The 13,952-nt window shown below is 72.2% G+C and carries 12 protein-coding genes; 4 read left to right on the top strand and 8 right to left on the bottom strand.

Annotated elements, in window-relative coordinates; genetic code table 11:
- Positions 1 to 2: 2 nt before the first annotated feature.
- Positions 3 to 1,310 (bottom strand): ABC transporter substrate-binding protein, encoded by a 1,308-nt coding sequence (locus tag ACFSL2_RS18995; protein ID WP_377199332.1) that lies wholly within the window; start codon positions 1,308 to 1,310, stop codon positions 3 to 5.
- A 191-nt stretch (positions 1,311 to 1,501) separates the two neighbouring features.
- Here ACFSL2_RS18995 and ACFSL2_RS18990 point away from each other — a divergent pair, with 191 nt between their 5' ends.
- Positions 1,502 to 2,611: a LacI family DNA-binding transcriptional regulator gene (locus tag ACFSL2_RS18990; protein ID WP_377199331.1), complete on the top strand. Its 1,110-nt coding sequence runs from the start codon at positions 1,502 to 1,504 to the stop codon at positions 2,609 to 2,611.
- Positions 2,612 to 2,615: 4 nt separating this feature from the next.
- Here the strand turns inward: ACFSL2_RS18990 and ACFSL2_RS18985 are convergent, their stop codons facing one another.
- The gene (locus ACFSL2_RS18985; protein ID WP_377199330.1) at positions 2,616 to 3,191 is read right to left on the bottom strand and encodes a TetR/AcrR family transcriptional regulator; all 576 of its coding nucleotides are present in this window, start codon (positions 3,189 to 3,191) and stop codon (positions 2,616 to 2,618) included.
- Positions 3,192 to 3,301: 110 nt separating this feature from the next.
- Here ACFSL2_RS18985 and ACFSL2_RS18980 point away from each other — a divergent pair, with 110 nt between their 5' ends.
- The 3 genes from ACFSL2_RS18980 (at position 3,302) to ACFSL2_RS18970 (ending at position 6,362) form a co-directional block, all read left to right on the top strand.
- Positions 3,302 to 3,925 (top strand): NAD(P)-dependent oxidoreductase, encoded by a 624-nt coding sequence (locus ACFSL2_RS18980; protein WP_377199329.1) that lies wholly within the window; start codon positions 3,302 to 3,304, stop codon positions 3,923 to 3,925.
- A 63-nt stretch (positions 3,926 to 3,988) separates the two neighbouring features.
- A complete protein-coding gene (locus ACFSL2_RS18975) occupies positions 3,989 to 5,125 on the top strand; it encodes a GNAT family N-acetyltransferase (RefSeq protein ID WP_377199328.1) in 1,137 nt (378 codons plus the stop codon).
- A 112-nt stretch (positions 5,126 to 5,237) separates the two neighbouring features.
- Entirely contained in the window at positions 5,238 to 6,362 is a 1,125-nt protein-coding gene (locus ACFSL2_RS18970) for a GNAT family N-acetyltransferase (RefSeq protein ID WP_377199327.1), read from the top strand.
- Positions 6,363 to 6,455: 93 nt separating this feature from the next.
- Here the strand turns inward: ACFSL2_RS18970 and ACFSL2_RS18965 are convergent, their stop codons facing one another.
- The 6 genes from ACFSL2_RS18965 to pgi all read right to left on the bottom strand — a co-directional run bounded on the left by ACFSL2_RS18965 (position 6,456) and on the right by pgi (position 13,921).
- The gene (locus ACFSL2_RS18965; RefSeq protein WP_377199326.1) at positions 6,456 to 7,949 is read right to left on the bottom strand and encodes a M81 family metallopeptidase; all 1,494 of its coding nucleotides are present in this window, start codon (positions 7,947 to 7,949) and stop codon (positions 6,456 to 6,458) included.
- 120 nt (positions 7,950 to 8,069) lie between these two features.
- Positions 8,070 to 8,501, bottom strand: coding sequence for a hypothetical protein (locus ACFSL2_RS18960; protein ID WP_377199325.1), 432 nt, complete (start codon positions 8,499 to 8,501; stop codon positions 8,070 to 8,072).
- A gap of 140 nt (positions 8,502 to 8,641) precedes the next feature.
- Positions 8,642 to 9,307, bottom strand: a complete 666-nt coding sequence (locus ACFSL2_RS18955; RefSeq protein ID WP_377199324.1) for a response regulator transcription factor — start codon at positions 9,305 to 9,307, stop codon at positions 8,642 to 8,644.
- Entirely contained in the window at positions 9,304 to 10,782 is a 1,479-nt protein-coding gene (locus tag ACFSL2_RS18950) for a sensor histidine kinase (protein WP_377199323.1), read from the bottom strand. The genes ACFSL2_RS18955 and ACFSL2_RS18950 overlap by 4 nt, the downstream gene beginning before the upstream one ends.
- Positions 10,779 to 12,026 (bottom strand): phosphotransferase, encoded by a 1,248-nt coding sequence (locus ACFSL2_RS18945; RefSeq protein WP_377199322.1) that lies wholly within the window; start codon positions 12,024 to 12,026, stop codon positions 10,779 to 10,781. The genes ACFSL2_RS18950 and ACFSL2_RS18945 overlap by 4 nt, the downstream gene beginning before the upstream one ends.
- 179 nt (positions 12,027 to 12,205) lie before the next feature.
- Positions 12,206 to 13,921 carry a glucose-6-phosphate isomerase gene (gene pgi / locus ACFSL2_RS18940; protein WP_377199321.1) on the bottom strand — a complete coding sequence of 572 codons (1,716 nt, stop codon included), beginning with the start codon at positions 13,919 to 13,921 and terminating at the stop codon, positions 12,206 to 12,208.
- Between the last annotated feature and the right edge of the window lie 31 nt (positions 13,922 to 13,952).

Raw genomic sequence — 13,952 nt, 5'->3', positions numbered from 1 at the left:
GCTCACTGCTCCGCTTCTGCCGCCGACTGGATGGCGTCGACGATGTCCTGCGGGCCGGACTCACCGGCGAACGCCAGGGCGATCTCGTCGTTCATCGCGTTGCCGATCGACTGGCCGAGGCGCGTGTCGAGGTAGAGCTGGGTAAGACCGCCACCGTCACGCACGGGGATCAGCTGCGCGAGGGTCTCGTTGGTCAGGGAGTCGGTCGCTGTCGGGTTGGTCGGCAGACCCATGTCGCGCTCCGCGAAACCCTGCTGGACCTCGTCGGTGAGGAGGTAGTTGGCGAAGTCGACGGCCGCATCAGGCGCTGCCGCGGAGACCGACCACGCGTCGCCGCCGCCCATCTGGTCGACGGGGTTGCCGCCCTGGCCCTCGAACGTCGGGAACGCGAACCAGCCGAGGAAGTCGGGCACCTGGCCGTCCTCGGTGAGGCCGCCGGCCGTGCCGGGCTCCCAGTGACCGGCCAGCTCCATGGCGACCTTCTCTGTCGCGAGGAGGCCGGAGGCCGACGTCGGGCCCTCCTGCGCCTTGGTGGTCAGGAAGCCCTTGTTGAACGGCTTCTGGGCGATGATGTCCTCGAGGTGCTCGCCGGCCTTGAGGAAGCACGGGTCGGAGTAGTCGGCGCTCTCGATCGCGGTCTCGACGACGTCGTACGGGCACTCACGGACCACGCCGTAGTACCAGTAGTGCGCGGCCGGCCACTTCTCGCCCGCGCCGACGGACAGCGGCGTCTTGTCGGCGGCCTTGAGCTTGTCGAGGTAGCCGTTGAACTCCTCGATGGTCGGGCTCGGCGACACCTCGGTGATGCCGGCCTCCGCGAAGATGTCCTTGTTGTACCAGAAGCCGACGAGGCCGATGGAGTACGGCAGGGCGTAGACCTTGCCGTCGACCGTGTACTGGTCGGTGAAGTTCGAGATCGTGCCGATCGTGTCCGCCGAGCTCTCGGTCAGGTCGCGCACGAGGCCGGCCTCGACCTCGGCCGCGAGCTCACCGCCGCCACGGCTCATGTAGACGTCCGGGATCTGCTCGTCGTCGCCGGACTGGAACGCCGCCTGCAGCTTGGTCAGCATGGACTGGTGCTCCATGGCCTCGACGTTGACCTTGACGCCGGTCTCGGCCTCGAAGTCGGCGGCGACCTGGTCGTAGTAGGCCTTGCCCTCGCCGTTGTTCGAGTTGTGCCACCAGGTGAACTCCTGGGCGTCGGCGTTCTCGTTGGTCTCGTCCGCGCCCGAACCTGAGCCGGCACCGACGCAGCCGGACACGAGCAGTGCGACGGTGCTGCCGAGCGCGACCAGCGCCGTTCCGCGCATATTCCTCATCATTGTGGAACCCCTTGTAAGTCGTCATCGACGGTCGGCAGGAGGCTGCCGCTTGACGGACGACAGGTCCGTCAGTCAGGACTCTGGCAGCCGGCCGTCGGTTTCGTCAATCGGTTTCGATATCGATTTCGAAACGGCCGGCCCAGCCAGACACACCCGATTGCCCGAGGTACTCTCACTCCGTGCACAGTGGGACAAGCTCACCCGGGTCCACCGCCGGACCGGATGAGAGCGTGGCGAGCGGCCCGGAGACCCCGGAATCGTTCGCCACCCAGGAACGTGCGACCGGCCGCGCCACCATCACCGACGTCGCGCGCGTCGCCGGCGTCTCCGTCGCCACCGTGTCCAAGGTCGTCAACGGCCGGTACGGCGTCGCGGCAGCCACCGCGGAGCGCGTGCTCGGCGTCGTCGCCGACCTCGGGTACGAGTCGTCCCTCGTCGCGCGCAGCCTGCGCCGCCGGCAGACCAACGTGATCGGCGTGCTCGTGGCCGAGTTCGAGCCGTTCAGCACCGAGCTCCTCAAGGGGATCTCCGCCGCCGTCGACGGCACGGGCTACGAGCTGCTCGCCTACTGCGGCGACGCCGGACGCTCGGACCACGTCGGCTGGGAGCGCCGCTCGCTGTCGCGCCTCGCCGGCACCCTGATCGACGGCGTCGTGATCGTCACGCCCACGCTCGCCCTCCCGGTGCACGAGGGTGTGCCGATCGTCGCCATCGACCCGCACACCGGGCCCACCGGACCGGCCACCGTCGACTCCGACAACCTGGGCGGCGCCCGCACCGCCACCGAGCACCTCATCGGCCTGGGCCACACGCGCATCGGCTACCTGGGCGGACGCGCCGACCTGGAGTCGGCCCGGCTGCGCGAGCTGGGCTTCGTCGAGGCGATGACGGCGGCGGGCCTCACCCCGGACCCAAGCCTGGTGCTCGAGGGCGGCTACCGTCCGGACCGGTCCGACCGGCCGACGCACGACCTGCTCGAACGTCCCGACCGGCCGACCGCCGTCTTCGCCGCGAACGACCTGTCGGCCATCCATGTCATCCAGGTCGCTCAGGAGCTGGGCCTGCGCGTGCCCGAGGACCTGTCGGTCATCGGGTTCGACGACGTCCCGGAGGCCGCCGGCTCCACCCCGCCGCTCACGACCATCGCGCAGTCGCTGCACGAGATGGGCGCCGAGGCGCTCCGCATGGTCATCGCGATGCTCGAGTCGGGCACCACGGCGAGCAAGCACACGCGCCTGCCCACGCGGCTCGTCGAGCGCGCGAGCACGGCTCCCCCGGCCACCGCCTGACCGGTCAGGCAGGCAGCAGGGCCGGCAGGACGGGCGCCACCAGCCGCTGCCCCAGGCCGGGCTCGGCGGCGCTCCCGTCGTCCCAGAACGCGGCGAGGAAGGCCTGGTGCAGCGCGGCGCCCACGAGGAGGCGCGCGACGGCCCCGAGGTCCGCGTCGGCGCGCACCCGGCCGGCCGCGCGCTCCGCCTCCAGGTAGGCCTGCACCCGCAACCGGGGCGCCTGCGGCCCGGCGCCGTGCGCCGCTATCGCCTCCCGGTGCCGGGCCAGGAGCGTGCTGCTGGAGAAGATCGACGCCGAGATCGGGAAGCTGTCGACGTAGAAGGCGAGCAGCCCGGTGACGAGCAGCGCGAGGTTGCCCTCGACGGTTCCGCTGCCGACCGCGGAGTCGGGCAGCGCGAAACCCGGCAGCCGCTCGCGGAGGACCGCCATGAACAGGCCCTGCTTGTCGTCGAAGTGCCGGTAGAGCAGCGCTTCGGAGCAGCCGGCCGCGCGCGCGATCTCCTTGGTCGTGGCGTGCGCGACGCCCTGCTCGCGCATCACCTGCGCGGCCGCGTCGAGGATCCGCTCTCGTGTACTCATGCCAGACATTCTCACCCCGTTCCCTTGACCAGCGGACATGCCGCGTGCCACCGTGTTAGTAAGTATTCACTCACACCTTTCGACCCGCCACCCTGGAACGAGGAGATGCCATGCAGATCGCTGTCGTCGGAGCGAGCGGCCGCACCGGCCGCGAGCTCGTCCGCGCTGCCTCGGCGGCCGGACACGAGGTCGTCGCCGTGGTGCGCGACCCGAGCCGGCTGCCCGACCCGCCCGGTGAGGTCCGCGTCGCCGACGCATCCGACGTCGCCGCACTCACCACCGCCTTCGAGGGCGTCGACGCCGTCGCGAGCTGCCTGGGACCCGTACCGGGCGAGTCGCCGCACGTGCTGCGGGACGGCATCACCACCGTGCTCGCCGCCATGGACGGTGCCGGTGTGCGCAGGCTCGTCGCGATCAGCGCCAGCGGCTGGCTGGTCGACGGCGACGACCCGCTCTCCCGCTACGTCGCCAAGCCGATCCTGAAGCGGGCGCTGGCGGAGGCGAACGCGGACCTGGAAGCCATGGAGAAGGTGATCCGGGCCAGCCACGTCGACTGGACGATCATGCGGCCGCCGCGCCTCCAGGACCGGCCGGGCACCGGACGCTACAAGGCCCGGCGGGACGGCAACGTGCGCTGGGCCTGGACCATCGCCCGCCCCGACCTCGCCCTGGCGATCCTCGACGCGCTGACCGACCGCACCGCCGTCGGACACGCGATCTCCGTCGCCGCCTGACCCGGGCGCCCTGGCCACCGAAATCATCTCGCCGCCGATGGCGGGCCGGGGCACCCTGGTGGCATGACCTCCCTCACCGGACACACCCCGGCGCCTACGACGTGGCACGTCCTCGAGGTGGCGGCGGTGCCGTCCACCGACCACCCTGACGCCTGGGCGTACCACGGGATGGCCGCCGTCGACCGGGCGGCGGAGACCGCGACCCTCGGCTACGACGACCTCGCCCGCCCGGCGCAGCAGATGATCAGCGGGATGCTGCACCAGGAGTACTCGCGCAAGCACCGGTTCGTCGCGGTCCTGGACCGCCCCGACGGCGCAGCGCCGACCGCTGACGACGTCGTCGGCTTCGCGTTCCTCGCGATGGCGCTCAAGGACAACACGCACACCGCCGACATCTACGTGGGGGTCCATCCGGACCACCGGCGCCACGGCATCGGCACGGCCCTCGCCGCGCGGGCCGAGGAGGCAGCCGCCGACTTCGGACGCACCACGTTCTTCAGCTGGTCGCTGGCACCGCGGGAGGCCGCCGACGGCGAGGAGGCGCTGGTGCCTGCCACCGGCGCCGGACGGCTGCCCGCCGACACCGCCGGGGCCCGGTTCGCGCTCGACCGCGGGTACACCGTCGAGCAGGTGGAGCGGATGTCCCGGCTCGATCTCCCGGTGGATCCCGGCACGCTGGCGGAACTCGAGGCGGAGGCCCGCACGAAGGCCGGCGACGACTACCGGACGCACACGTGGGAGGGCATCCCCGAGGAGTGGCACGAGGGATACGCCCAGCTGATGACCCGGATGTCGACGGACGTGCCGCAGGGCGAGCTCGACTTCGGCGAAGAGACGTGGGACGCCGAGCGGGTGCGCGTCTATCTCCAGGACCGGGCCGACAGCGGCCAGCGCCTGCTGACGACCCTCGTGGAGCACGTCCCGTCGGGCGAGATCGCGGCCGGCACGTCGTTCCTGGTGCAGGACGGCAGGCCGGCGTTCGTGTTCCAGGAGGAGACGATCGCGGTGAGGTCCCACCGCGGACACCGGCTCGGCATGCTGGTCAAGGCGGTCAACCTGCGCGAGCTCGCCACCCGGTACCCCCGGACGGAGCGGGTGCACACGTTCAACGCCGAGGAGAACGCGCACATGCTGAGCATCAACGTCGCGCTGGGCTTCCGGCCGTCGGGTGCCGAGGCGGCGCTGCAGAAGCGTCTCTGACGACGTCGTGGGCAAGGGCCGACCAGGCGGCTGCGGTTGATGGACGTACGCTGCCGGTGACGCCGCGAAAAAGCCGTGCGCACCGATCCCCCGGCGGAGCACGCTGGGACCCATGACCTCACCCTCCGCAGCGCCCGCCCCGACGACGTCGGCGTGGCGACTCATGGATGTGCCTCGCATCTCGTCCCTCGACGACCCCGAGGCGTGGATGTACCACGGCACGGCGAAGCTGCACACCGCGGCGGAGCATGCCGACCTCGGCAACGCGGACGCCGCGCCGACCGCGATCGCGATCATGGTCGCCCTGAACAACCAGGACTACGTGCGCAAGCTGCGCCGGATCGCCGTCGTGGACACGCCCGACGGTCCGCAGGTGGTCGGGAACGCCGTCCTGAACCTCCAGGTGCGCTCGAACCGGGAGCTGGCGATCGGTCTGATCGTCGTGCACCCCGACCACCGCAGGCAGGGCATCGGTACGGCGCTGGCCGAGTGGCTGCGCACGACGGCCCGCGCCGAGGGCCGGACGTCGCTGCTGGCACCGGTCGACTTCGGCGCCGAGCGGCCCGGAGCCGAGGTGCTGGTCCCGGAGTCGGGCAACGGGCACGTCGCGGCCGGCCTGCCGGGGGTCCTCCTGGCGCAGAAGCAGGGGCTGGACCTGCAGATCGTGGAGCGCCGCTCGCGGGTCGACCTGCCGGTCGCGCCGGAGACGGTGGAGCGGTTCGAGGCCGAGTCCCGTGCCGCCGCCGGCGACGCGTACCGGATCCACACGTGGACCGCACCTACGCCGGAGGAGTGGATCGAGCAGTACGCCGCGCTGGAGCAGGCGCTCGCCGACGACGAGCCCCGCGGCGGGCTCGACATGGAGTCCGACGTCTGGGACGCCGAACGCATCCGGGGCGAGGAGGTCGCGATCGCGGCGAAGGGCGACGAGTACGTCGTGACCGCCGCCGAGCACGTGGCGACCGGACAGCTCGTCGCGATGACGATGCTCCTGTGGAACCGCCAGAAGCCGGACCACACGGACCAGCAGGCGACCGTGGTGCTCAAGGCGCACCGCGGGCACCGGCTCGGCATGCTGGTCAAGGCGGTGAACCTGCGGGAGCACGCCGGGCTGCGGCCCGGGTCCCGGCGCATCTACACCTGGAACAACGAGGAGAACCCGCACATGCTCGCGATCAACGTCGCGCTCGGGTTCGTCCCCGCGGGCGGCTGCGCGACGTTCCAGGGCCCGCTGTGACGGACTGACCCTGGTTCAGCAGGCTGCGGCGGACCGTCAAGCAGGCGAGAACGGCCCGCTCCAGCCTGCTGAACCGGAGTCAGCAGACGCTCGTCAGAGGAGCCTCGGGGTCAGGTCCGGGCCTGCGCCGAACGACTCGTCGTCGTCGAACGGGTGGACCGGTCCGCCCAGGGCGGTGTGCGGCAGGCGGAGCAGGTCCTGGTCCACCCCGCCCGGGGTCAGCATGAGCATCCAGTCCTCGGCCATGTCGTACAGCTCGGTCTCGAGGGTGCCGATCTTCAGCACCACGACGTCGGTGCCGCGCGGGTCGAGGCCGATCGCCGTGAAGTCCGACTCCAGGTGGTAGGGCCGGCGACGTTCGGTGAGCACGACCTTCAGGCCACCGGCCGCCACCACGCACACGGTTCCCGCGACCGGGTCGTCGGTGCGCACGTGCTCGACCAGGCCCCGCAGCGTGACGGGTCCGCACGGGCCGGCGTCGACCCGGGCACCTGCCGTCACCTCCACGACGGTGCCCACGCCGGCGGCGGCCACCGCACGGGCGGCCTCCGGGTCGGGCAGCGACGCGTAGATGGCGCTCCGGCCACCCGCGTCCGGCGGGACGGCAAAGGTCGGCTCCGCCAGGAGCCGGGCGAGCGTCCAGGTGACGTCGCCCGCACCGCCCGCCATGGGGTTGTCCCCGGAGTCCGAGAGCACGAAGGGACGCGCGTCGCTCGCCAGCACCGCCGCCAGGCACTCCTCGTAGGTGCCGGCCGGCGTCACGAACTCGAACTCGTCGCGGGCGTCCCAGTACCGGCGGGCCAGCCGCTCCGCCTCCCGGGAGATGAGTGCGTCGTCGTCGCCCAGCACGACGACGGCGGCCCGGCACCGTGGCTCGTCCGCCCAGGCGTAGCCGACCCAGACGGAGGCGTCCAGCACCCCGTCCAGCGCACCGACCCGTGCCACGTCCGCGTAGATGCCCCGGGCGGGCTCGAGCCGGGTGCTCGTCTTCTCCCCCGGCAGCAGCACCGGGACCGGTACCCAGGCCTTGCGCGGTCGCCCCGCCCCGTCGATCCGGCGGAGCAGGTTCGTCGCCGCGCGCTCGCGCGCCTCGTCGTCGTCCTCGTGGGGGGTCATCCGGTGGCAGGTGATGAGGTCGACCGCCTCGACCAGGTCCCGCGACACGTTGCCGTGCAGGTCCGTCGAGGCGGAGACCAGGCACCCCGGCCCGACGGCGGCGCGCACCGCGCGCACGAGGTCCGCCTCCGCATCGGTGTACCCGAGCACGGCCATGGCCCCGTGGATGTCGAGCAGCACGCCGTCGAACGGACCCTGCGCCTCCAGCGCCAGGCCGATCTCGGTGCGGATCGTCTCGTAGACGTCGGTCGGGACGGCGCCGCCGGGCAGGGCGCCGGCGCGCAGGATCCCTACCCACTCGGCCTCCCGGCGCAGCGGGGCACGGTCCCGGAGGAAGGGATACCGCCGGACGAGCTCGTTGCCGCGCAGAAGGGTGAACGCCTCCCAGCCCGAGCGGTGCGGGGAGAACGTGCTGGACTCGATGGCCATACCGCAGATCGCGATCCGCGGCCGATGGTGGATACGGGTCACGGGCGCAGTGTAAGCGGGACGGGTTACGACTTTGCACGCATTTCACAGCAAAAGACCAGGTGGTCGACCGCTGCCGACCACCTGGTCCCCGTGCCCGCCCTGCGGGAGCTCCCGCAGGGCTCAGTCGTCGTCCCGGTCGTCGTTCGCGTCGTTCGGGGTGTCGTCGTCCTGGTCGTCGACGTAGTTCGAGTCGTCCGGCGAGTCCGCCGACTGGGCCGAGCCCGCGGTGTCACGCGCCGACTCGTTCGGCGAGTCGGCGGACTCCGGGGAGGGGTCGTAGTTGGCGTCGCCCGGCGAGTCCGCGGACTGGGCCGAGCCCGGTGTGTCACGGGCGGACTCGTTGGGCGAGTCCGCCGACTCCGGCGAGGGGTCCGCGGTGGCTGCGCCCGCGCCGCCGTCCGACGGCGCCGGAGCGTCCAGCGCGACCGCCGCGGCGGACTCCGCACGCGGGGCCGGGTCGTTGAGGGCCGCGGCCGTGGTCGCCCCGGCGACACCGATCACCGCGGCTGCCCCGACGACGGCCCAGCGCTTCTTCATGGTCGAGGGGTTCATCTCTGTGGCCTCCGCCTCTCGCGGCACCACCTTCGGGTGCCTCCTGACCACGAGTCTGCGCCGCCAGGATGAGGCGACGAGGAGATCCCGATGAGACGCCTCTCATCTGCCGTGCGGGCTGCTGGCGCCCGTGCGACGGATCAGCCCCGGAACCGGTAGCCCGCCCCGCGCACCGTCTCGATCCGGTCCGCCCCCAGCTTCTTGCGCAGGTAGCGCACGTACACGTCCACCACGTTGGAGCCCGGGTCGAAGTCGTAGCCCCACACCCGGGACAGCAGCTGCTCGCGCGACATGACCTGGCCCGGATGCTGGAGGAACACCTCGGCGAGCGCGAACTCCCGCGCCGACAGCTCCACCTCCCGGCCCGTCACGGTGGCGGTGCGGGTGCGCAGGTCCAGCCCGACGTCGCCGTGCTCCAGCCGGTCCGACGGCGCGGCCTCCCCCGTGGCACGCCGCAGCCGCAGCCGGATCCGTGCGAGCAGCTCGTCGAACCCGAACGGCTTGGACATGTAGTCGTCAGCACCGCCCTCCAGGCCCGCCACCCGGTCGGACAGCGAGTCCCGTGCGGTCAGGATCACCACCGGCAGCGTGGAGCCGACGTCGCGCAGCCGCTGCAGCACCGTGAACCCGTCCAGCACCGGTAGACCGATGTCCAGGACCATCAGGTCGTAGCCGCCGGACATCGCGTGGGCCAGCGCCGTCGCGCCGTCGGACACCACGGTGGGCTGGAACCCGTGCGCCTTGAGCCCCTTGCGCACGAACTGCGCGATGCGCTCCTCGTCCTCCGCGATCAGGATCTGGTTCAACCTGCCTCCTCCGTCGCCGCGCTCCTGGCCGTGGGCTGGGCGCCCGGCGCGGCGCCGTCGGCCGGCCAGGTCATCACGAACCGTGCCCCGCCGCCGTCGGACCGCTCGACCACCACGTCTCCACCGTGTCCCTGGGCGATGGCCCGCACGATCGCCAGCCCCAGGCCGGATCCCGGCACCCCGCCCGTCGTGCTGCCCCGCGCGAACCGGTCGAAGATGCGGTCCGCCTCCTCGGTCGGCACACCCGGCCCGGTGTCGCGCACCCAGAGCCGCACCTGGCGGCCGGACGACACCTCGACCACCTGTGTGCCGATCCCCACCTCGTCGTCGGGGCCGGTGAACTTCACCGCGTTGTCACCGAGCTGCAGCACCGCCTGGGTGAGCCGGTGTGCGTCGGCGACCACCTCGACGTCGGCCCGGGCGTCCACCACCCAGCGGCGCGCGCCGAGCGCGCGTGCCTTGTCGTGCACCTCGTCGGTGAGGCGGCCCAGGTCCACGGGAGCCGGTGTCACGAAGTCGGCCCGCTCCGCCTTGGCGAGCAGGACCAGCTCCTCGACGATCTGGCCCATCCGAGAGGTCTCGTCGAGCAGGAGGTCCCGGGTCTCGCGCACGTCCGCCGGGTCGTCCGGGTCGAGCACCTCCAGGTGGCCCCGCAGGACGGTCAGCGGCGTGCGGAGCTCGTGCCCGGCGTCGTCCAGGAACTGGCGCTGCGTCTCGATGGCCGTGGACAACCGGTCGAGCATGGTGTTGAACGCGCCCGCGAGCTCCCCGAGGTCGTCGTCGGTGGCCACGGGGACGCGCTGGGACAGGTCGGTCTCGGTCACGCGGGTGGCGGTCGAGCTGAGCTGCCGCAACGGGCGCAGCAGGCGGCTCACGACGAGCCACGCGAACACGCCGAGCAGCACGAGCGCGACGCTGCAGACGATCGCGTAGGTGCGCATCACGTCGGTCTCCGCCCGGAGTGCCCGGTCCAGGGCGGACGCCATCACGTACGCGCCCACCTCGTCCCGGTCGGGCACCGTCACCGGCACGACGACGAACCACACCCGTCCGATGTCCGTGTCGATCTCGCGCTGCACGGTTCGTTCCGAGGCCGGCGTGAGGCTCTCGACGGCGGCCTGGACCGCTGCGCTCTCCTCGACGAACCGGCCCATCGCGGGCGGGTTCGACTGCTGGTGCCTGCCGTCCAGGTAGCTCACGAACATCTCGTTGGTTCCGGGGACGTTGCGCTCCATGGCGACGCTCATCAGTCGTCCGGCGCCGTGGAAATCGCCGCCCGTCTCCGGGTCCACGCCGTTCTCCGCGAGCTGCTGCAGCTCGCGGATCTCCTGGTCGAAGTCCTCGGAGATGTCGTCCATGATCTGCTGCGACTGGATGGCATGGGTGAGCAGGCCCGTCGCGAGCAGCCCGATGGCGGTCACCGCCACGACCACCGTCACCACCTTGGCCCGTACCGACGGCCGGCGCAGGCTCATGTGGGGCCCGCACCCGCGAGCCTGGACCCGTCGAGCCAGGCGGCCACCACGTCCAGCCGCCGTGAGGTCGCGGCCTGCCAACCGCGCTCCTGCACCCGGTGTGGGCCTGTGGCCAGCGAGAGCAGCACCCCGGCGACACGTGTGGCCAGGTCGCTCCGGTCGGCGCCCCGACCCCCCGGTGCGGCGACGAACCCCGCCGCGTAGTCGGCCGCCAGCCGCCGCATCCGGGTCGCGTACCTCGCTTGTGCGGCGTCCGACCCGTGCACGAGGGACAGCACGTCCAGGTGCGCGACGAGGCACGCGAGGTCGTCGGCGCGATGGCCGGGGCCGGCGGAGTCGACGTCGAGCAGCCCGGTGATCCGGCCGTCGGTGAGCATGATCTGCGCCTCGTACAGGTCGCCGTGCGTGGGGTCCGCTCCCGTGCCCCGCTCGGTGAGCCGCGCGCGGACGGCGCCGGCCAGGTCGGCGGCCCGGCCCGCCTCCGCGGGGAGCGCTGCCCCGATGACGCCCGCGTAGTGCTCCGCCGACTCGCTCCAGGCGGGGCGGCGCGGCAGGTCGCGCACCTCGGACGGCAGCCGGTCGAGCAGGTCCAGCACCTCCAGCGGCGACGGGATGGGTCCCCCGTCCCGGACGGCGGAGCGCATCTCCGTGCCGTGCAGCGGGGACAGCACGAGCAGACCGTCGTCGGACCAGCCGAGCGGGCGCGGGACCGGTAGCCCCGCACGGGACAACAGCGTGTGCCGCTGATGCAGGTCAGCGACCTTGCGCGGCCGCAGCACCTTGAGGAACACACGCGACGCGGCGGCACTGGCCTCGATCACCGCGCGCCGGGTCGGCCGGTAGGCCCGGACCTTGAGCTGGGGATGCGCGCGCTCCGCCTGTCCGACACCCAGGCCGGCCAGGAGGTCCTCGACGGCGGCGGGGTCGAACGCGCGGGGCAGCGCCGGTAGGGCCGGGTCGCCGGGGAACCGCCACACGGCGACCTTCGCGTCGCCGTCGGACAGCGTGACCACCCCGGGTTTGCGGCCGTCCCGGGCGCGGCCCACGCTGGCGCCGAGGGTCTCGGACCGCTCCACGCCGTCCCAGCGCACCGTCGCGCGATACGCCACGGTGGTGGTGGAACCGGGACGATGGTCCACCTGCCGCACCCGCCAGTCCACGAGCTCGCCGCCGGCCGTTGCCACGGCGGCATCGAGGAGCCCCGCGGCGGCGTCACCGGTCAAGAGGTCGAGGTGCGTGCTCACCCGGTAATCCTCGCAGCCGGTCCCCGCCAAAGCCTTCCCATTCGCATGAGAATCCTCTAACCCTGACGCGGAGCGCGCATCGCGATGGACGGCGCTCTCCCCTTCGAGGCCTAGGTCTCTTCGCTTTGAAGCGGCTCAAAGCGAAGAAACTTAGGCCTCGAAGGAGGGAAACGGGGTCGTCAGCCGCGCAGGGAGCGGTACTTGGCGATCAGGGCCGCCGTCGACGGGTCCTGCGCCGCAAGGGCCGCCTCGTCGCCCGCTACCGCCGGGGCGATCTCCAGGGCGAGCTTCTTGCCGAGCTCCACACCCCACTGGTCGAACGAGTCGATGCCCCACACGACGCCCTGCACGAAGGTGATGTGCTCGTACAGCGCGATCAGCTGACCCAGCACGGACGGGGTCAGTGCGGGGGCGAGGATCGACGTCGTCGGCCGGTTGCCGCTGAACACCTTCGCGGAGACGAGGTCCTCGGCGACGCCCTCGGCCCGTACCTCGTCGGCCGTCTTGCCGAAGGCGAGCGCCTTCGTCTGCGCGAAGAAGTTCGCGAGGAACAGTCCGTGCACGTCCGCGCCGGCAGCCACGGCACCGCCGTCGCCCACGGCGTCGGCGAGGGGGTAGGCGGGGTTCGCGACGGCGATGAAGTCGGCCGGGACGAGCCGGGTGCCCTGGTGGATGAGCTGGTAGAACGCGTGCTGGCCGTTGGTGCCCGGCTCGCCCCAGAAGACCTCACCGGTGTCGGACGTGACGGGGGTGCCGTCCCAGCGCACCGACTTGCCGTTGGACTCCATGGTGAGCTGCTGCAGGTAGGCCGGGAACCGGTGCAGCTGCTGCGCGTACGGGAGCACGGCGTGCGTGTGCGCGTCGCGGAAGTTCACGTACCAGACGTTGAGCAGCCCCATGAGGACTGGCACGTTCCGCTCGAACGGCTCGGTGCGGAAGTGCTCGTCCATCGCGTGGAACCCGGCCAGCAGCTCGGCGAACGCGTCGGGCCCGATCGCCACGGCGAGCGAGGTACCGATCGCCGAGTCGACGGAGTAGCGGCCGCCCACCCAGTCCCAGAACCCGAACGCGTTCTCGGGGTCGATCCCGAACGCCTCCACCTTGTCCAGGGCGGTGGACACGGCCACGAAGTGCTTCGCGACGGCGTCCGCGCGGCCCTCCTCGGAGTCCTCGATGGCGCCGACCGCGACCAGCGAGCGCCACAGCCAGTCACGCGCGAGGCGTGCGTTGGTGAGGGTCTCCAGCGTGCCGAACGTCTTGGACGCGACGATGAAGAGCGTGGTGGTCGGGTCGAGGTCGGCGGTCTTCTGCGCGACGTCGGTGGGGTCGATGTTGGAGACGAACCGGCATTCCAGCCCGTCCTGCACGAACGGCTCGAGGGCCTCGTACGCCATGACGGGGCCGAGGTCGGAGCCACCGATGCCGATGTTCACGATGGCCCGCACGGGTTCACCGGTGACGCCGGTCCACTCGCCGGAGCGCACCTTCTCCGCGAAGGCGTACATCTTGGCGAGCTCGTCCTGCACGTCGGCCGTGATGTCCTGGCCGTCGACGCTCAGGGGCTCGTCCGACGGGCGGCGCAGCGCCGTGTGCAGCACGGCGCGGTCCTCGGTGACGTTGATGTGCTCGCCCGCGAACATCGCGTCGCGGCGCTCGGCGAGCCCGACCTCGTCGGCCAGGTCCCGCAGCGAGGCGAGCACCTCGTCGGTGACGAGGTTCTTCGACAGGTCGACGTGCAGGTCGGCGGCCTGGTGGCTCAGGCGGCCGGCCCGGGCCGGGTCGGTGGCGAACCAGCCACGCAGATCCGGCTGGAGGTTCTTGGAGAGCTCGGTGAGCGAGCCCCAGGCAGTGGTGGTGGTGGCATCGACAGGCTGACGGGCCGGCTCTGAGGTCATGGGTCAACCGTAGTGCGGTACGGCCCGGCGG

Source organism: Promicromonospora aerolata (genome assembly GCF_042682255.1).
Lineage (GTDB): Bacteria > Actinomycetota > Actinomycetes > Actinomycetales > Cellulomonadaceae > Promicromonospora > Promicromonospora aerolata.
The sequence above is the reverse complement of the archived record's forward strand: the minus strand, read 5'-3'. Positions and strand labels throughout refer to the sequence as shown.

Excerpts from the sequence above, each read along its gene's own strand:
- ACFSL2_RS18995 (WP_377199332.1), bottom strand. The coding sequence starts at position 1,310 with ATGCGCGGAACGGCGCTGGTCGCGCTCGGCAGCACCGTCGCACTGCTC.
- ACFSL2_RS18985 (WP_377199330.1), bottom strand. The coding sequence starts at position 3,191 with ATGAGTACACGAGAGCGGATCCTCGACGCGGCCGCGCAGGTGATGCGC.
- ACFSL2_RS18980 (WP_377199329.1), top strand. The coding sequence starts at position 3,302 with ATGCAGATCGCTGTCGTCGGAGCGAGCGGCCGCACCGGCCGCGAGCTC.
- ACFSL2_RS18975 (WP_377199328.1), top strand. The coding sequence starts at position 3,989 with ATGACCTCCCTCACCGGACACACCCCGGCGCCTACGACGTGGCACGTC.
- ACFSL2_RS18970 (WP_377199327.1), top strand. The coding sequence starts at position 5,238 with ATGACCTCACCCTCCGCAGCGCCCGCCCCGACGACGTCGGCGTGGCGA.
- ACFSL2_RS18960 (WP_377199325.1), bottom strand. The coding sequence starts at position 8,501 with ATGAACCCCTCGACCATGAAGAAGCGCTGGGCCGTCGTCGGGGCAGCC.
- ACFSL2_RS18950 (WP_377199323.1), bottom strand. The coding sequence starts at position 10,782 with ATGAGCCTGCGCCGGCCGTCGGTACGGGCCAAGGTGGTGACGGTGGTC.
- pgi (WP_377199321.1), bottom strand. The coding sequence starts at position 13,921 with ATGACCTCAGAGCCGGCCCGTCAGCCTGTCGATGCCACCACCACCACT.